Consider the following 16,765-nt stretch of genomic DNA (forward strand, 5'->3'; position numbering starts at 1 on the left):
CTCGACAGTCCCGACATTCTGGCGATCAAGGGGCTGGGTCAGTTCAAGCGGTTTGACGCCGCAAGCCAGTTCCGCGAACTGATCGAAAACTGGAGCATCAGCGACTTTCACATCGAGGATGCCCGCGCAGAGCCGGATGCGGCACTTGCAGAACATCTCAGCGCGACGGGAGACAACCTGGCGCTGTATGCGCAATACCTTCAGGAAGAACACCCGAACGCCTACAAGGAAGTGCTGCAAAAAATGGCGACCCGGGTTCCCGGCATCGCCGGCGTGGAAACCGAATCCACCGATGACGGACGGGTGTTTCTGCGTTTCCGCGACGAGGCGTTCGAGAAAACTTTCATCGCCCGCGCCGTTTCAGACGGCACCATCAAGATATTCGCCTATCTCGCGTTGCTGCATGACCCGGACCCGCACCCGCTTCTTGGCGTGGAAGAGCCGGAAAACTACCTGTATCCCATGCTTCTTGACGTGCTGGCCGAAGAATTCGCCGCTTATGCGGAGCGACGCAAGGGCCAAAGTCAGGTTTTCGTCACGACCCATTCCCCGGATTTCCTGAATGCAGTGGAATTGCAGTCAATCTACTGGTTGGAAAAATCAGGCGGTTTCAGCACATTGCATCGCGCAGCTGACAACGAGCAGATAAAGGATTTCGTCAATCAGGGCGATCTTCCCGGATGGCTGTGGCGACAGGGCTTGTTCGAGGGCGTTGATCCTTGAACAACCTGGCGATCTTCACTGAAGAGCCCTCGATGAAGGCTGCGCTGGAAAACATCCTGCCAAATTGCGGCGTCGATAGGGATCATGTGAGAATCATCCCCCACCAAGGGGTCAGCGACCTGGAGGGAAGCCTCTGCAACAAGCTCAGAGCCTGGGGCGATCCGAACGCCCGGTTTCTGGTCCTGAGAGACAACGATCGGGGCGACTGCAAAGAGCGAAAAGCCAAATTGCTCGACATCATTGAACGAACGGGCAAGGGGGATCGCAGCCGGGTGAGGATCGTTTGCCAGGAACTGGAAGCCTGGTTTCTCGGCGATGTCACCGCGCTCCGGCGCGCAGGACTCCTGAAGACGAAGGGCGTTCCAGCGGTGCTTCGCGGTGATCCGGATGCCGTTCCATACCCCGCGAGGGTGTTGAAGACATTTGATGCCGCCTATCAAAAAGTATCCGGCGCCCGAAAAATTTCGGCATATCTTGACCCGAAAAACAACCGGTCCACGAGCTTTCAGCAAACCATAACCGCAATCTGGCGGCTTACGCGGTAAGGTCTCCCCATGCGCGCTGGCGACACGTGGATCGGACAGCTTCTGGCGCCCGCGCAGTTTCCGGCCACGGATCGGCTGTTTCGAGAACAGGTTCATACATGCGCTTTGCCGCCATCTTCCGCCCGCTCGCCGTCATGACCGGCCTTGCCACGCCCCTTGCCGCGACGCTTCAGGCGCAGGAGGCCGGCTTTGGCCTCGATCATCTCTCCAGCCGGCGCATCAGCGATCAGGCTCAGGGGTTCATGGAACCCTCCGGGCTGACGCTCGCCGCCAAAGGCGGGGGGCTGTGGGCGATCAGCGACGAGACGCTGGCGGCGTTTCGGCTCGATTCCGACGGACGAATCAGCGATTCGATCCGGCTGCCGCCGCTCGACATCGTCGATATCGAGGGCATTGCGCTCGACGCCGCCGGCGAAACCCTGCTGATGGCGCTGGAGAGCGAACTGGCGATCCTCGCCATCGGCGTGCGGCCGGGGCGCAAGCCGACGCTGCACCCGCTGGCGCTGATGGCGGGCTACGCGGCGGTCGCGGACAAGCTCGGGCGGCGCGAGAACAAGGGCCTCGAAGGCATCGCCGTCGACCGGCGCAGCGGCGAGATCTATCTGGTGAACGAGACCGCGCCGCGCCTGCTGCTGCGGATCTCGGCGGATCTGACGACGATTCTGGACCATCGCGAACTGACCGCGGCGGCCGGATTCGCGGCGCCCGGGATCAGCGATCGCAAGCTCGACGTGTCGGGCGTCGCCCATGACCCGACCCGCGACCGACTGTGGATCGTAAGCGACGAGGGGTCGCGGGTTTTTGTCTACGACTGGGCCGCGAATCGCGCCGAAAGCGCGCCGCTGGTCTGGACCGGCAAGAAGGGCGAGAAACCGGTGAAGAACGCCGAGGGCGTGGCGTTCGACCCGGAGGCGGGGCGGCTCTACGTGGTCACCGACGACAAGAGGAAATCCCGCCTCCACGTCTACGCGATCCGCTAGACGCCGGCGTCAGCGCCGCATCAGCGCGTCGCGCAGGTCGCGCAGGCGCCACAGCCGGTCGGCGAAAGGCAGGAACCACGGGTCGCCGCGATGCCACCAGCGGCTGGGGAAGCCGGAGCGCGCGAAGGCGGTCTCGCCCTCTGGATCGCCGAGGATCATCAGCGCCGCCTTGTGGCCCAGATACGGCGCCATGGCGTTGCCGCTGCCCGAATAGCCCATGGCGTGCCACAGATCGCCGATGCGCCCGGCATTGGGCAGGAAATCGAAGGTGAAACCGGTGAGCCCGCGCCAACTGTGGCTGAACGCCACTTCGCCGAGCTGCGGGAATATCTGCGCCAGCAGCGCGGCGAGCTGCGCGCGCGCCGTGGATTCCGCCACGTCGCACAGCGCCGCGCGCCCGCCGAACACGATGCGCGTCCCGTCCGGCGAGGGCCGGTAGTAGCAATGCCGGTCGCGTGATTCCACCACCATGCGGCCCGCGGGAAACAGCGCGCGCACGCGATCGGCGCCCAGCGGTTCCGTCGCCACGATGAAGCTTGGCACAGGCACGATGCGGCGCGCCAGCATGGGCGCCGGGCAGACGCCGGGCATCGCGGTGTAGCCGTTGGTGGCCATCAGCACGGCGCCGGCGCGCACCGTCCCGCGCGGGGTCTCGACCGCCAGCCCGCCGCGCTCGCGGCTGACGGCAAGCGCCGGCAGGTCGCCATGCACCTGCGCGCCGGCGCGAATCGCCGCGCGCAGCAGCCCGGCGACGTATTTCGCCGGGTTCAGCGCGCCATGACCGGGATAGACCACGCCGCCGGCGTAAAGGTCGCTGGCCACCTGTTCGCGCTGGCGGGCGCGGGGGATCATCTCGGCCTCCAGCGGGATCAGCGATTGCAGCTGGTCCAGCTCCCATGCGGCGGCGTCATAGGCGCGCCGCGTCCACAGCCCGCGAAACCGGCCGCAGGCGCGATAGTCGCAGGCGATGCCTTCCTCGGCGATCAGGGTCCGGGCGAAGGCGGTGGACTCCAGATGCGCCTCGCGCAGCATGCCGATGGCGGCGTCGCGCCCGAAACGCGCCTGCATCTGCGCGAATCCCATGCGGTGGCCGCCGCCCAGCATGCCGCCGTTGCGCGCGCTGGCCCCGGCGCCCGGCGCCCCGGCGTCGAGCGCCAGCACCGCGCGCCCGTGGCGCGCCAGCGTGCGCGCCGCCGACAACCCGGTGAGCCCGGCGCCGATCACCGCCACGTCGACCGAGGCGGGCGGCGCCGCGGCGGGGGGCGCGGCCGGGGCGCCTGCGTCCTCCCACCAGAACGGCGTCTCGCGGATCACCGGTCGCGCCGGGGCGATCGCGGCCCGATGCCGGATGCGGCGGTCAATCTCAAGCTCAAGGCGCTCTCCCCATGCGATCCCGCGCGTGTCGCGATTCGGTCAATGATCCCCGCCTGCGCCGCCAATCGCAATGCTTTCGCAGCCACCCGTCTCGGGGGATCGCTTTCCTCCCGCCGCCGCCCGCGCTACCCTGCGGCGTCCCCCCGGCGCGCACCGGATGACAGTCGGCAAACACAGAGAGCGCCCATGACAGCCAGCCCGCCAATGCCGATTGCGACCAACGCGCCGACCGGCCCGGCCCGGCCATGAGCCGCGATGAAACCCCGCTGGCCGGCTGCATGCGGCTGGCGTCGCGCTGGCGCTGGAACCTGATGCTCGGCCTGGCGCTGTTCGTGATGCTGGCGCCGCCGTTTCTGGAGACATGGCGCTACAAGGAGCTGATCGAAAGCACGGCCTTTGCGCTGATCGTCGCGGGCGGCATCCATGCCGCGCGGCCGCCGCGGCTGATGGCTGCGGCAGGCTGGCTGCTGACCGCGATCCTGCTGGCGATGATCGCGCTGCGGTTCATGGGCCACGGCGCCGGGCTGGCGACGCCGATGCTGGCGATCACCGGCGGCCTCGGGATGATGGTGCTGGTGCGGGTGTTCCGCGAACTGTTCGCCCCCGAAATCCATGATCCCGAGCACCTGACCGGCGCGGTTTTCGGCTATCTCATGCTGTCGCTGGTCTGGGCGCTGTTCTACATCCAGCTGGAAATCTGGCAGCCCGGATCCTTCAGCCTGCCGGCCGGCGAGGACGACATGGGCGGGCTGATGGTGTATTTCAGCCTGGTGACCATCACCACGCTCGGCTATGGCGACATCGCGCCCGCCGCCCCGCTGGCGCGGATCTGCGCCGGGCTGGAGGCGGCGCAGGGCACGCTCTACATCGCCATCCTGATCGGCCGGGTGGTGAGCGCGCTGCGGCTCCCCAAGCGCTGACGCGGCGCGCCGCCGATGACGGGCCGGACCCCGACGTCGGCCGGTCGCGGGCGTCGGCGCATGATGCCAGGGCATCGCATTTTGCGTAGGGCGGATCCCGATCCGCCATTGGCCGCGCCGATCACTGCGGGCGCAGGCGGATCAGGTTCGACAGCCGCGCGACGGCGGCGCGCGACAGCGTTCCGCAGCGGGCGACCAGGCCCATCTCCCCGGTCGCCTCGCAGAAATCAAACGAACCCATGTCGAGGTTGAGCGCCATGCGCGGCGCGTGGCTTTCAAGCAGCGCGGCGGCGGCGTCATGCAGCGTCAGCAGGCGCGCGCCGCTGTCCCAGACCCCCATGGCGCCGTCCGCGGTCTGGAAAAGCAGCCGGCGGCGGGCGCGCGGCGCGTCCGCCACCGGGCGCAGATCAAGCGCGCCGTCATTGATCAGCAGATGCGATTGCAGCGCCGAGACGCCAAGCCGATGCGCCTGCGCCGCGAAGGCCAGCCGCCCCTTCAGCGATCGCAGATCGTGGCGCAGGCCATCCAGCGGCGCGGCGCGCACCGCGGCGATCGTCGCGGCGCCGCGCGCATCGACGATCAGCAGCCCGTCCATGCGCGCCAATTCCAGACTGACGCGGGTTCCGCGATGGATGAACACGCCCACCGGCTTGGGCAGGGCCTCGCCGCGCGTGTCGGCGCCGGTATAGGCCCCCGTGACGGTCAGCGCGCCCGCTTCGAGGCGTGCGCCGACGCGGGCCGCATCCTCGGGCAGCAGCAGGATCTCGATGCGCGGCGCGCAGGCCGCGAACAGGATCTCGGGCGCCGGGGCGATGCAGGCGGCGGCGGGCCGCGCGGCGTCCTCCGGGCCGCCGGCGGCGGCCCGGGTCAACGCAAGCAGCGCCAGCAGCGCCCCGCCGGCGCGCCGCCGCCCCGGGGTCACCCCGGCGACATGCCGCGCAGGCGCTCGGACCGGCGGCGCAGCAGCTCCAGCACCGTGAGCAGGATCACCGACAGCGTCACCAGGATCGTCGCCACCGCGAGAATGGTCGGCGAGATCTGCTCGCGCAACCCGGTGAACATCTGCCAGGGCAAGGTCTTCTGCCCCGTGGATCCCACGAACAGCACCACGACGACCTCGTCGAACGAGGTGATGAAGGCGAACAGCGCGCCCGAGATCACCCCGGGAAGGATCAGCGGCATCTGAATCTTGAAGAAGGTGCGCACCGGCCCCGCGCCCATGTTGGCCGCGGCGCGCACCAGGCTCCGATCGAAGCTCACCAGCGTGGCGGTGACGGTGATGATGACGAAAGGCGTGCCCAGCGCCGCATGGGCGAGGATCACCCCCAGATCGGTGCCCTGCAGGCCGATGCGCGAATAGAAGAAATACATCCCCGCGGCCGAGATGATCAGCGGCACGATCATCGGCGAGATCAGGATCGCCATGATCGCGCCCTTGAACGGCATCTTGCCGGAACTGAGCCCGATGGCCGCCAGCGTGCCGAAGGACACCGACAGCAGCGTCGCCCAGGGCGCGATCCACAGCGAATTGCGCAGCGAGGACTGCCAGTCCGAGCTTTCGAAGAAATCGATGTAGTGTTCCAGGCTGTAGCCCGCCGGGTCGAGGCGCAGCATTTCCGGCGTGAAGGTGAAATAGGGCAGCGCGTTGAAGCTGAGCGGGATGATGACGATGATCGGGAAGATCAGGAAGAAGAAGATCAGCCCGCAGATCACCCGGAACGAATAGTACCAGGTGCGCTGCGCGGGGCTGGCATAGGGAGGAAGCTGGCTCATGAGATCACCCCAGTTTCACGTTGTCGATGCCGACCATGCGGTCGTAGACCCAGTAGAGCAGCATCACCACCGCCAGCAGGATCACCCCCAGCGCCGAGGCGAGGCCCCAGTTCAGGCTTGACGAGATGTGATAGGCGATGCGGTTGGAAATGAAGGTGCCCGAGGTGCCCCCGACCAGCGCCGGCGTGATGTAGTAGCCGATGGCCAGGATGAACACGAGGATCGACCCGGCGCCGATCCCCGGCACGCTTTGCGGGAAATACACCCGCCAGAACGCCGTCCAGTCATTGGCGCCCATGGATTTCGCCGCCCGCAGATAGGTGGGCGGGATGGTCTTCATCACCGAATACAGCGGCAGGATCATGAAGGGCAGCAGAATATGGGTCATGGCGATGATGGTGCCGGTCTGGTTGTTGATCAGCACCAGCCGGTTGGCGTCGTCCACGATCCCGACCCAGACCAGCAGGTCGTTGATCACCCCCTGTTGCTGCAACAGCACCTTCCAGGCCGATGTTCGCACCAGCAGCGATGTCCAGAACGGCAGCAGCACCAGGATCATCAGCATGTTGGCCGAACGCATGGGCAGGTTGGCCAGCAGCCAGGCGATCGGGTAGCCCAGCAGCAGGCAGGACAGGGTGATGGCGATCGACAGGAACATGGTGCGCCCGAACAGCAGCAGGTAGATCCGATCGGACTCATCCTTCATGCGCACCCCGTCGGCGTCGCGCTGCATGTCCAGCGCCGACAGGAAATACCCGTCGGTGTAGCGCGGCGAGAACCGTTTCAGCACGCGCCAGGTCTGCGGCGCGCCCCATTTCTTGTCGACCTTGAGAAACTGCTCCTTCAGGGGCTGCTCGGGATCCATGCGCTTCACCTTGCGCCCGGTCTTGCGAAACAGCGACGAGATGCCGGTGGATTCGTAGTTCAGCCGCGACCCGAGCCGGGTGTGGGTTTTTTCCTTCACCGCGACCTTGAGGTCGTCATAGAGCGCCGCGAAGACCGGTTCGCCCGGGATCTCGTCGCCCAGCGAATCCCAGCCGGCCAGCGCCTGCACGGTTTCGGGCAGCGTTTTCTCGACGATGTCGTTTTCGACCGATCGGAACAGCATGTCCGCGATCGGCGCGATGAAGGCCAGCAGGATGAACGCCAGCAGCGGCGCCACCAGCAGGAAGGCGCGGATTTTCTGGCGCCGCTCGGCGCGTTTCAGCGACAGCTTGAGCGGCGTGCCGTCCGCCGCCAGCATCGGCCCGTCATTGACGCTTGAATCGGTCATTCCACCCCCTCGACCAGCACGATGTCGCTTTCGCTGGCGCCCAGCCGTATTTGCAGATTTTTCTGATATTCGTCGCAGTCATAGGCTGCGCGCGCCGTGGCGTAGTCGGGGAATTCGATGATCACGTGGCGTTCCTTCATCGGTCCCTCGGGGGCATGGGCGGCGCCGCCGCGCACCAGGAATCTGCCGCCGTATCTGGCGAAGATCTCCGCGTTTCGGGCGACGTAGCCCGCATAGGCCTCCGGCGCCGTCACCGTGACATGTCCGACGATGTAGCCCTTTGCCATGCGTCCCGCGTCCCTGATGCCCGGCGTTTCTGCCGTCCGGTTTTTCGTCGCCCGGTTTTTTTCGTCGCCCGGTTTTTCGTCGCCCGGTTTTTTTTCGCCGCCCGGTTTTTTTCGCCGCCCGGCGTTTCTGCGCGGTGTCGCTGTCGCCCGGGTCGCTGTCGCCTTGTGCGGGCCGGGCGTCGCCGCCCGGCCCCGTCGCGTTGCGCCGTCAGGCGCTTACTTGGCCAGCCAGGCCTGGAACTTGGCGTCCAGGTCGTCGCGGTAATCGGCCCACCATTCGTAGTTGTAGAGGAAGGTGTTCTTGGCGTTTTCCGGATCGGTCGGCATGTGCGGCGCCATGTCGATGCCGAGCGTGGCGTGCTTGCCGACCAGCGGCGCCGACGATTTGCGCGCCGGGCCGTAGGAGATGTATTTCGCCTGATCCGCCAGCCGCTGCGTGTCGGTGGCGAAATAGACGTAGTCGAGCGCCGCCTTCTGGCGCTCCGGGCTCAGGCCGGCGGGAATGATCCAGCCGTCGAGGTCGAACACCTGCGCGTCCCAGAGCATGGCGACGGGCTGCTTCTGCTCCTCGATCAGCGCGAACAGGCGACCGTTGTAGGTGGAGCCCATCACGACTTCGCCGTCGGCCAGCAGCTGCGGGGTCTCGGAGCCCGAGGACCACCACACCACCGCGTCCTTGATGGTGTCGAGCTTGGCGAAGGCCTGCTTCTGACCGGCTTCGGTCTCGAGCACGTCATAGACCTTGTCCTTGGGCACGCCGTCGCAGAGCAGCGCCCACTCCATGTTGTTGATCGGGCGTTTTTCCAGCGCGCGCTTGCCGGGGAATTTTTCCAGATCGAAGACCGCGCAGACCGAGGTCGGGGCCTCGGACACCTTGTCGGTGCGATAGCCGAAGGTGGTCGAATAGACGATCTGCGGGATGAAGCATTCCGAGACCAGCAATTCGCCGAAATCCTCGCGCGCCGAGGTGCCGTCGGGCGCCGGGGCGAGCTGGGTGTCGGGGTCGATCTCGATGGCCAGGCCTTCGTCGCACAGCCGCATGGCGTCGGCGGCGACCACGTCCACCACGTCCCAGGTGACGTTGCCCGCCTCGTTCATGGCGCGCAGCTTGGCCACCGCCTCGGCGGAGCTTTCGTCGTTGATGATGGTCACGTCCGGATGCGCCGCCATGTAGGGGTCGTGATAGGCGGCCTTCTGCGACGCGGAATAGGCGCCGCCCCATGACACGATGGTCATCTCCGCGGCGCTCGCGGTCGATGCAGCAACGCCTAGAACGGCGGCGCTTGCAACAAGCAGGTTAAGTTTCATCAGGATACTCCCGTTGTTGGACCCGAAAGGCGTATGCGTCGCGTCCGCCCTCGGGTTGGGGGCGGCGCGTGTCCGTCAGGCCGTCAGCCCGCGTCGAGCGCGCGACAGTCTTCGGCCCGCCAGGAAAGCGTTGTGGTCTCGCCCACGTTCAGCGCCGCGTGGTCTGATGAATTGGGCATCTTGACGATGAATTCGTCATTGCCGTGCACCATCATCCGGCAGCGGATGTGATCGCCGAGATAGATCAGCTCCAGCACCTTGCCGCTCACCGAGTTGAAATCGGCCTTGGCGCCGATCTCCACCCGTTCCGGGCGCAGCGACAGCTGGGTGCGCGCGCCGACGCCCTCGATGTTCACCGCCAGCGCGCGGGCGGTCTCGCCATTGTCGAATTCGACCGTGGCGATGTCGCCGTTGACCTCCTTCACCTTGGCCACCAGGCGGTTGTTCTCGCCGATGAACTGGGCGACGAAGGCGTTTTCCGGGCGTTCATACAGATCCGCCGGCCCGGCGAGCTGCTGGATGCGCCCATCGTCGAACACCGCGATGCGGTCGGACATGGTCAGCGCCTCGGACTGGTCATGGGTGACGTAGACCACCGTGACCCCGAGACTGTCGTGGATATGCTTGATCTCATACTGCATCTGTTCGCGCAGCTGCTTGTCGAGCGCGCCCAGCGGTTCGTCCATCAGCACCAGCTCGGGGTCGAAGACCAACGCGCGCGCCACCGCGATGCGCTGCTGCTGCCCGCCCGAAAGCTGCGCCGGGCGCCGGCCGCCGAAGGCGCCCATCTGCACCATGTCGAGCGCCCGCTTGACCTTGGCCTCGATCTCCGCCTTGCCCATCTTGCGCACCTGCAGCGGAAAGGCGAGGTTCTCGGCGATGGTCATGTGCGGAAACAACGCGTAGTTCTGGAACACCATGCCGATGCCGCGCTTGTGGGGCGGCACGCTGTTGATGGGCTTGCCGTCCAGCTTGATCTCGCCATGGGTGGCGGTCTCGAACCCGGCCAGCATCATCAGGCACGTGGTCTTGCCCGACCCCGACGGGCCGAGCATGGTCACGAATTCGCCCTTGCCGATCCTGAGATTCAGATCCTTGACTACGAGAATCTCGCCGTCATAGCTTTTCTGAACATGCTCGAATTCGACGAAAGCGTCGTTGTCTGCGGTCATGGAGTTTCCCTGTCAGCGTTGCGCGCTTTGGATCGCCCTTGATCGCCCAGGCCTCCAGCGTCGTTCGTTGCTGCAAGATAACCACAGGCGGGAAGCGGCGCACAAGCCCTTCGCGCGATATTCGCAATCTGAAAACGACGGCGGACAAGGCGAAACCGACATGACCGCGCCGGCGCGCCGTTCACGGTTCTGTGGTCGCGCCGGGCGATGGCGGCGGTTGACGGCTGATTCCGCCCGTGCGGTTATTCGACTTCCGCAACCCGGAGGGATCCATGGATCGACTGAGCGAGCTTGAGGCCTTCGTGCGCGTCGTGGATCAGGGCGGCTTCACCGACGCGGCGCGCAAAATGAGCGTGTCCAAATCGGCGGTGTCCAAGAATGTCGCGGCGCTGGAGGACCGGCTGGGCGCGCGGCTGCTGAACCGCACCACGCGCCGCGTCAGCCCCACCGAAATCGGGCTCGCCTTCTACGACCGCGCCATCCGCGTGCTGCGCGAGGCCCGCGAGGCCGACGCCATGGTGTCGGCCATGCAGGACGCGCCGCGCGGCGAATTGCGCATATCCGCCCCGGTCAGCTTCGGGGTGCGCGCGCTGTCCCCGGCGGTGGCGGCGTTTCTGGAAAAATACCCCGACATCTCGGTGCACATGGTGCTGGACGACCGGTTTGTGGAATTGGTGGCCGAGGGCTTCGACCTGGCGATCCGCATCGGGCAGCTGCCGGATTCCAGCCTGCGCGCGCGCAAGCTGGCGGATGTGCAGGGGATGATGGTGGCCTCGCCCGCCTATGTGGCGCGCCACGGGGCGCCGGCGAAATGGCAGGATCTGGCCGATCACAACCTGCTGCATTATTCCAATCTCAGCTCCGGGAATTTCTGGCGCCTGACCGGCGCGGGCGGCGAGGAACGCCAGATTCGCGCCGTCGGCCGGCTCACCGTGAACAACGGCGACGCGCTGCGCCTGGCCGCCGAGGCCGGGCTGGGGATCGCCGCCGGGCCGGATTTCATCCTCGGCGAGGCGCTGGCCGCCGGGCGGCTGGTGGAGGTCCTGCCCCAGTCGCGCCGCCCGCCCTTCGCCGCCTACGCGGTCTATCCCGAAGGCCGCTTCCCGCAGCCCAAGCTCCGGGTGTTCATCGATTTCGTGGTCGATTGGCTGAAGGAAACCCCGCCCGGCGACAGCTGAACGCCCGGCGAACCACGAACCACGAACCACGAACGACCCGCGGGGGCGAGTCAGACGTGCTGGCCGCCGTTGATCTCGATCTCCACCCCCGACACGTAGGAGCTTTCCGATGTGCAGAGAAAATAGATGGTGCGCGCCACTTCCTCGGGCTGGCCGAGGCGGCGCAGGGGGATTTCGCGCACCAGCTCCTCGGTGCCCGGCGACAGGATCGCGGTCTCGATCTCGCCCGGCGCGATGGCGTTGACCCGCACCCCGAGCGGGCCGAAATCATGGGCCATTTCCCGGGTCAGCGCCGCCAGCGCCGCTTTCGAGGTCGCATAGGCCGCGCCCGCGAAGGGATGCACCCGGCCGCCGGCGATCGAGGTGACGTTGACCACCGCCCCCTGCGCCGCGGTCAGTTCGTCCTTCAGCCCGCGCGCCAGCACCACGGGGGCGAAGAAATTGACATGGAACACCTGCCCCCAGGTGCGCAGGTCGGTGTCGAGCGTGTTGAGCCGCGCGCCCTCCTCGCCCTTGGGCGAGATGCCGGCATTGTTCACCAGCGCCTCCAGCTTGCCGTTCTTCAGGCGCCTGCGCACCCGCTCCACCGCCGCCATGGTCGAATTGGGATCGGAAAGATCGACCTGGATGTGGTCCTCCTCGCCCTCCATCCACGGGCAATCCTCGGGGAAGGGCTGACGCGAGCAGGTGATGACCCGCCACCCCGCCGCCGAGAACCGCTTGGCGGTGGCGTGTCCGATGCCCCGGCTGGCGCCGGTCATCAGCAGGGTTCTGCGGTCAGGCATCTTTTTTTCTCTCCATCGGGCGAATCGCGTCGCGCGGCATTTGGCGCAGCATCGCCCCCGCGGCGCAAGGGCGCCCGCGCCGTCAGGGGTTGAGCCGCGTCACCGTCCAGTCCCGCCCCTGCGGGTCCGGGCGCGTCCAGCGGAACCGGTCATGCAGGCGGTGGTCGCCATCGGCCCAGAATTCGATCTCCAGCGGCCGGATGCGGTAGCCCCCCCAGTGCGGCGGACGCGGCGGGTTCAGCAGATGCCGGGCGCTGACCCTGGCCACCTCGGCCATCAGATGCCCGCGCGAGGCCAGCGGCCGCGACTGCGCCGAGGCCCAGGCCCCGAGCCGGCTCGGCAGCGAACGCGAGGCGTAGTATTCATCCGCCTGCGCGCCGCCGACCTTTTCGACCACGCCGCGCGCGCGCACCTGCCGGCGCAGGCTTTTCCAGTGCAGCACCAGCGCCGCCTTGGGGTTGGCGGCCAGCTCCTCGCCCTTGGCGCTGGCGTAATTGGTGTAGAACACGAAGGCGCCGCCGGATTCAAAGGGCTCGATCTCCTTGAGCAGCACCATGCGCACATCGGGCATGCCGCGCGCGTCGGCGGTGGCGAGCGCCATGGCGTCCGGGTCGTTGGGTTCGCGCGCGCCGGCCTCCGCCAGCCAGGCCTGCGCCAGCGCGAAAGGATCGTCGCCGGCGAACTTGCCGCTGCGTTTTTCGGTCTCGGTGATGATCGGCTTGACGATGTTCATTCCCGGCCTCCTTCCGGTTTGCCCGTTCGCGGGGTCTTGCCCGATCCCCTGCCCAACCCCTTTCGCGGCGTCGCGGCGCGGTCAGGCGGTCGGCGTGCCGCCCGCCAGCACCTCGCGAAACGCCGCCGCGTCGAGATTGCCGCCGCTCAGGATCACCCCGGCGCGCTTGCCGGCAAGCCCGTCCCTTTCCGCCAGCAATGCGGCCAGCGGCGCAGCGCCGGCGCCCTCGGCGACGTTGTGGGTGTCGCTGAAACAGATGCGCATGGCCTCGGCGATCGCGTCCTCGGACACCCGCGCCACCCGCGCGGCGCCGCGCAGGATGATCTCCAGCGCCTCGGGCGAGGGGCTGCGGCAGGCCATGCCGTCGGCGAAGGTCGGGGCCGCGGCGGTTTCGACCACCCGCCCCGCCGCGAAGGATTGCGCGTAGCAGTCGGCGGCGGCGGCGACCACGCCGACGATCTCGGTCTTCAGCCCCAGCAGGTCGCGCGCCTCGATCAGCCCGCACAGGCCCGACCCCATGCCGATGGGCGCATAGACCACGTCGAGCGGCGGCGCGCTGCGAAAGAATTCCAGCGCGTAGGTGGCGACGCCGCGCGCCAGAAGCGGGTGGAAGGGCGGGATGACATGCAGGTTCTCGGCCGCGGCGGCGCGCAGGCAGGCGGCGCGGGCGGCCTCGAAATCCTCGCCCTCGAGGATCAGTTCGGCGCCCCAGGCGCGCATGGCGGCGTTCTTTTCCACCGAATTGCCCCGCGGCGCCCAGACCTTCGCCGCGATGCCGTGGGGCGCGGCGGCGAAGGGGATCGACTGGCCGTGATTGCCGCGCGTGGCGGTGGCGATGCCGCGGGTCCCGCCGGCCCGCGCCAGATCGTCGAGATAGACGATGCCGCCGCGAACCTTGAAGGCCCCGATGGGGGTGTGGTTCTCGTGCTTGACCCAGACCTCGCAGCCGGCGCGCGCCGCCAGCAGCGGCCAGGCGTATTGCGGCGTCGCCGGCATGCGGGCGTGAACCAGCGCCGCCGCGTCCTCGAGCTGGGCAAGGGTGAACAGAGCCATGATCGCTCCTTTTGGACATGCGCTCCGCCGCCGGAGCCGATCTTGCGCGCGAGCCTATGGCGGGCGGGGACCGCGGGCAATCCGAAATCCCGCGCGCCCCTCGCGGGGTTGATGCACGCCCCCAGATGGCCTAATTGCACCGGACCTTTCATAACGCATAAGCAGGGGCAGGGTCATGGCTGGATTGATGGCAGGCAAACGCGGGCTCATCATGGGCGTCGCCAATGAACGCTCGATCGCCTGGGGCATCGCGAGAGCCTGCGCCGCCGAGGGCGCCGAGCTTGCCTTCACCTATCAGGGCGCGGCGCTGGGCAAGCGCGTGCGCCCGCTGGCCGAATCCGTCGGCGCCGACGCGGTGCTGGAATGCGACGTCACCGATGCGGGTTCGATCGACGCGGTGTTCGCGGCGCTGGAGGCGAAATGGGGCAAGCTGGATTTCCTGCTCCACGCCATCGGGTTTTCCGACAAGTCCGAACTGCGCGGGCGCTACGTGGACACCAGCGCCGGCAATTTCCAGATGACCATGAACGTGTCGGTGTTTTCCTTCACCGCGGTGGTGCAGCGCGCCGAAAAGATGATGCAGGACGGCGGCGCGGCGCTGACGCTCACCTATTACGGGTCCGAGCGGGTCATGCCCCATTACAACGTCATGGGCGTGGCCAAGGCGGCGCTGGAATGCTCGGTGCGCTACCTGGCCATGGATCTGGGGCCGCGGGGCATTCGGGTGAACGCGCTCAGCGCCGGGCCGATGAAGACGCTGGCGGCCTCGGGGATCGGCGATTTCCGCTACATCCTGAAATGGAACGAGCTGAATTCGCCGCTGCGGCGCAACGTGACCTCGGACGACGTGGGCAAGGCGGGGATGTATCTGCTGTCGGACCTGTCCTCGGGCGTGACCGGCGAGAACCACCATGTGGACGCCGGCTATCACGTGGTGGGCATGAAGGCCGAGGACGCGCCCGACATCGACGTTGTGCAGGGGCGCAAGTGACCCCGCGCCGGCGCGCAATCCAACCCGGAGGACCATCGCGATGACCACCCGCCTGCCCCACGAAAAAGGCTTTCACATCAGCTGGGACCAGATGCATCGCGACAGCCGGGCGCTGGCCTGGCGGCTTGACGGTCAGGGCCCGGGCGCCGGCGGGGCGTGGTCCGCCGTGGTGGCGATCACCCGAGGCGGCATGGTGCCGGCCTGCATCGTCGCGCGCGAACTCGACATCCGCGTGGTGGACACGATCAGCGTCAAATCCTACGACAACCAGACCCAGGCGGCGGCGGTGGTGCTGAAATCGCCGAAGGCCGAACTGATGGGCGCCGACGGCGCCGGGGTGCTGGTGGTCGACGATCTGGTGGACAGCGGCAACACGCTGGAGGTGGTGCGCAACCTCTATCCCAAGGCCCATTACGCCACCGTCTACGCCAAGCCCAAGGGGCGCGGCATGGTCGACAGCTTCATCACCGAGGTCAGCCAGGACACCTGGATATTTTTTCCCTGGGACATGGCGTTGCAATATGTCGAGCCCTATCGCGGCGCCTGACCGGCGCAAAAGCGTTTCGGACGCTGCGTAAAACAAAAAAAATGACCGCGCCGAGGCGCGGCCAGTCCGACAGGGAGGAGCATGAACGGCGAGAACCACCAAAGCCGTTCATGCCTTATTTTCACCCAAATTCCTTAACAAAAATCAAACGCCTGCGTTGACGGTCGCGATTTTTCGCCACCTTGCGCGCTTAACGTGTTATTGGGCCGACGCCTCCGGTCGCGGGAGAACAGCGTGAACAAGGACGACACCGGCGCGACGCCGCTCGACAATGCGGCGAAACCGCCGGAAACAGATGAACGAAATGCGGCGAAACCGGGCGCCGACAAGGCCGCGGAGGCGCCGCTGGACGCCGCCGCGCGGCTGGCCAAATACGCCGAGCTGCGCGAACGCAGCGTCGCGGCCATCGGCGAGGCGGCGCTGGCCATGTCCGGATCGCCGCGCTACCGCGACCAGACCCTCGCCGATCTGCGCACGCTGGTGCTGGAGCCCCTGATGCGCGACCGCATCGCCGTGGCCCGCGCCCAGACCGCCGCCGAGGGCGGCGAGCCGCTGGCCCCGATGACCGGCATCGCCATCTGGGCGACCGTGTCCGAGGAGGTCGACCGCAAGATCCGCGAACAGGTGAAGGCGCAGGTGTTCCCGGTGCGGCTCAGGCCCACGGACTGGAACAGCGGCAAGATCACCTGGCTGCTGGACATCGTCGCGCCCAACCGGGCGCTGGCCACCGCGGTGGTGCGCAATTTCCGTCAGATCGCGGATTCGGGCAAGGTCAAGGTGCATCCCATCGTCGCCAAGCTGGTGGAGCCGGAGACCCTGGCCCAGATGACCGGCGCGAAGCAGGATGCGGCGCCGAAAACCGCGGCCGGCGCCCATGCGGCGCCGGACCGGACCATCAATTGAACCGCCGCGGGGCCTCAGTCGCCGCGCGGCGATTCGCTGACCGCGCCCCCTGTTGCGGGGCGTCGTTTCACAGGGCGCCGCGCGCCGATTGACCATGAGTGCGTGATATCAGCCTTAATGCGCGGGTTTCGCGCCGGCGCCGGAGAAGACCCGGGGCCGGGGGGCGTATAGAGTGAGGCGGTTTCGCCGTGCGTCGGTTTTCAAAGCGTCCGTCCCGCCG

Annotated in this window: 17 protein-coding genes and 1 pseudogene; 8 read left to right on the plus strand and 10 right to left on the minus strand. The window is 67.4% G+C overall.

Annotated elements, in window-relative coordinates:
• The 3 genes from AC1HC7_RS17680 to AC1HC7_RS17690 form a co-directional block, all read left to right on the plus strand.
• On the plus strand, positions 1 to 723 hold a 723-nt coding region (locus AC1HC7_RS17680), incomplete at its 5' end, for an AAA family ATPase (RefSeq protein WP_479495490.1).
• Positions 720 to 1,268 (plus strand): DUF4276 family protein, encoded by a 549-nt coding sequence (locus AC1HC7_RS17685; protein ID WP_479495489.1) that lies wholly within the window; start codon positions 720 to 722, stop codon positions 1,266 to 1,268. The genes AC1HC7_RS17680 and AC1HC7_RS17685, both read left to right, overlap by 4 nt.
• Positions 1,269 to 1,366: 98 nt before the next feature.
• The gene (locus tag AC1HC7_RS17690; RefSeq protein ID WP_479499277.1) at positions 1,367 to 2,248 is read left to right on the plus strand and encodes an SdiA-regulated domain-containing protein; all 882 of its coding nucleotides are present in this window, start codon (positions 1,367 to 1,369) and stop codon (positions 2,246 to 2,248) included.
• A 9-nt stretch (positions 2,249 to 2,257) separates the two neighbouring features.
• Here AC1HC7_RS17690 and AC1HC7_RS17695 read toward each other — a convergent pair whose 3' ends face one another.
• Positions 2,258 to 3,562, minus strand: coding sequence for an NAD(P)/FAD-dependent oxidoreductase (locus AC1HC7_RS17695; RefSeq protein WP_479495487.1), 1,305 nt, complete (start codon positions 3,560 to 3,562; stop codon positions 2,258 to 2,260).
• A gap of 305 nt (positions 3,563 to 3,867) precedes the next feature.
• Between AC1HC7_RS17695 and AC1HC7_RS17700 the strand changes: the two genes are divergently transcribed.
• Complete coding sequence (locus AC1HC7_RS17700; protein WP_479495486.1) at positions 3,868 to 4,542, plus strand: potassium channel family protein; 675 nt, start codon at positions 3,868 to 3,870, stop codon at positions 4,540 to 4,542.
• A 121-nt stretch (positions 4,543 to 4,663) separates the two neighbouring features.
• On the opposite strand, the gene AC1HC7_RS17705 is transcribed toward AC1HC7_RS17700, so the two are convergent.
• The 6 genes and pseudogenes from AC1HC7_RS17705 to AC1HC7_RS17730 all read right to left on the minus strand — a co-directional run bounded on the left by AC1HC7_RS17705 (position 4,664) and on the right by AC1HC7_RS17730 (position 10,355).
• A complete protein-coding gene (locus AC1HC7_RS17705; protein WP_479495485.1) occupies positions 4,664 to 5,464 on the minus strand; it encodes a hypothetical protein in 801 nt (266 codons plus the stop codon).
• A pseudogene (locus tag AC1HC7_RS17710) lies at positions 5,461 to 6,306 on the minus strand (ABC transporter permease); the annotation flags it as partial. The gene AC1HC7_RS17705 and the pseudogene AC1HC7_RS17710, both read right to left, overlap by 4 nt.
• 13 nt (positions 6,307 to 6,319) lie before the next feature.
• Entirely contained in the window at positions 6,320 to 7,588 is a 1,269-nt protein-coding gene (locus tag AC1HC7_RS17715; RefSeq protein ID WP_479495484.1) for an ABC transporter permease, read from the minus strand.
• Positions 7,585 to 7,875, minus strand: coding sequence for a DUF1330 domain-containing protein (locus AC1HC7_RS17720; protein ID WP_479495483.1), 291 nt, complete (start codon positions 7,873 to 7,875; stop codon positions 7,585 to 7,587). The genes AC1HC7_RS17715 and AC1HC7_RS17720 overlap by 4 nt, the downstream gene beginning before the upstream one ends.
• A 216-nt stretch (positions 7,876 to 8,091) precedes the next feature.
• Positions 8,092 to 9,183 carry an extracellular solute-binding protein gene (locus AC1HC7_RS17725; protein WP_479495482.1) on the minus strand — a complete coding sequence of 364 codons (1,092 nt, stop codon included), beginning with the start codon at positions 9,181 to 9,183 and terminating at the stop codon, positions 8,092 to 8,094.
• 83 nt (positions 9,184 to 9,266) lie between these two features.
• Positions 9,267 to 10,355 carry an ABC transporter ATP-binding protein gene (locus AC1HC7_RS17730; protein WP_479495481.1) on the minus strand — a complete coding sequence of 363 codons (1,089 nt, stop codon included), beginning with the start codon at positions 10,353 to 10,355 and terminating at the stop codon, positions 9,267 to 9,269.
• 272 nt (positions 10,356 to 10,627) lie between these two features.
• Between AC1HC7_RS17730 and AC1HC7_RS17735 the strand changes: the two genes are divergently transcribed.
• On the plus strand, positions 10,628 to 11,533 hold the full coding sequence (locus AC1HC7_RS17735) for a LysR family transcriptional regulator (RefSeq protein ID WP_479495480.1): 906 nt from the start codon (positions 10,628 to 10,630) through the stop codon (positions 11,531 to 11,533).
• 50 nt (positions 11,534 to 11,583) lie between these two features.
• Here the strand turns inward: AC1HC7_RS17735 and AC1HC7_RS17740 are convergent, their stop codons facing one another.
• The 3 genes from AC1HC7_RS17740 to AC1HC7_RS17750 form a co-directional block, all read right to left on the minus strand.
• Positions 11,584 to 12,318, minus strand: a complete 735-nt coding sequence (locus AC1HC7_RS17740; protein ID WP_479495479.1) for an SDR family NAD(P)-dependent oxidoreductase — start codon at positions 12,316 to 12,318, stop codon at positions 11,584 to 11,586.
• An 82-nt stretch (positions 12,319 to 12,400) separates the two neighbouring features.
• Complete coding sequence (gene pdxH / locus AC1HC7_RS17745; RefSeq protein WP_479495478.1) at positions 12,401 to 13,051, minus strand: pyridoxamine 5'-phosphate oxidase; 651 nt, start codon at positions 13,049 to 13,051, stop codon at positions 12,401 to 12,403.
• An 81-nt stretch (positions 13,052 to 13,132) separates the two neighbouring features.
• On the minus strand, positions 13,133 to 14,104 hold the full coding sequence (locus AC1HC7_RS17750) for a threonine dehydratase (RefSeq protein WP_479495477.1): 972 nt from the start codon (positions 14,102 to 14,104) through the stop codon (positions 13,133 to 13,135).
• Positions 14,105 to 14,291: 187 nt separating this feature from the next.
• Between AC1HC7_RS17750 and fabI the strand changes: the two genes are divergently transcribed.
• From fabI to AC1HC7_RS17765, 3 genes are all read left to right on the plus strand, one after another.
• Positions 14,292 to 15,095 carry an enoyl-ACP reductase FabI gene (gene fabI, locus AC1HC7_RS17755; protein ID WP_479495476.1) on the plus strand — a complete coding sequence of 268 codons (804 nt, stop codon included), beginning with the start codon at positions 14,292 to 14,294 and terminating at the stop codon, positions 15,093 to 15,095.
• 40 nt (positions 15,096 to 15,135) lie between these two features.
• On the plus strand, positions 15,136 to 15,642 hold the full coding sequence (gene gpt / locus AC1HC7_RS17760; RefSeq protein ID WP_479495475.1) for a xanthine phosphoribosyltransferase: 507 nt from the start codon (positions 15,136 to 15,138) through the stop codon (positions 15,640 to 15,642).
• A 234-nt stretch (positions 15,643 to 15,876) separates the two neighbouring features.
• Positions 15,877 to 16,545, plus strand: coding sequence for a toxin-activating lysine-acyltransferase (locus AC1HC7_RS17765; RefSeq protein ID WP_479495474.1), 669 nt, complete (start codon positions 15,877 to 15,879; stop codon positions 16,543 to 16,545).
• Positions 16,546 to 16,765 lie beyond the last annotated feature (220 nt).

This window comes from Oceanicella sp., assembly GCF_056449545.1.

Excerpts from the sequence above, each read along its gene's own strand:
- AC1HC7_RS17690 (WP_479499277.1), top strand. The coding sequence starts at position 1,367 with ATGCGCTTTGCCGCCATCTTCCGCCCGCTCGCCGTCATGACCGGCCTT.
- AC1HC7_RS17700 (WP_479495486.1), top strand. The coding sequence starts at position 3,868 with ATGAGCCGCGATGAAACCCCGCTGGCCGGCTGCATGCGGCTGGCGTCG.
- AC1HC7_RS17715 (WP_479495484.1), bottom strand. The coding sequence starts at position 7,588 with ATGACCGATTCAAGCGTCAATGACGGGCCGATGCTGGCGGCGGACGGC.
- AC1HC7_RS17720 (WP_479495483.1), bottom strand. The coding sequence starts at position 7,875 with ATGGCAAAGGGCTACATCGTCGGACATGTCACGGTGACGGCGCCGGAG.
- AC1HC7_RS17725 (WP_479495482.1), bottom strand. The coding sequence starts at position 9,183 with ATGAAACTTAACCTGCTTGTTGCAAGCGCCGCCGTTCTAGGCGTTGCT.
- AC1HC7_RS17730 (WP_479495481.1), bottom strand. The coding sequence starts at position 10,355 with ATGACCGCAGACAACGACGCTTTCGTCGAATTCGAGCATGTTCAGAAA.
- AC1HC7_RS17735 (WP_479495480.1), top strand. The coding sequence starts at position 10,628 with ATGGATCGACTGAGCGAGCTTGAGGCCTTCGTGCGCGTCGTGGATCAG.
- AC1HC7_RS17740 (WP_479495479.1), bottom strand. The coding sequence starts at position 12,318 with ATGCCTGACCGCAGAACCCTGCTGATGACCGGCGCCAGCCGGGGCATC.
- pdxH (WP_479495478.1), bottom strand. The coding sequence starts at position 13,051 with ATGAACATCGTCAAGCCGATCATCACCGAGACCGAAAAACGCAGCGGC.
- AC1HC7_RS17750 (WP_479495477.1), bottom strand. The coding sequence starts at position 14,104 with ATGGCTCTGTTCACCCTTGCCCAGCTCGAGGACGCGGCGGCGCTGGTT.
- fabI (WP_479495476.1), top strand. The coding sequence starts at position 14,292 with ATGGCAGGCAAACGCGGGCTCATCATGGGCGTCGCCAATGAACGCTCG.
- gpt (WP_479495475.1), top strand. The coding sequence starts at position 15,136 with ATGACCACCCGCCTGCCCCACGAAAAAGGCTTTCACATCAGCTGGGAC.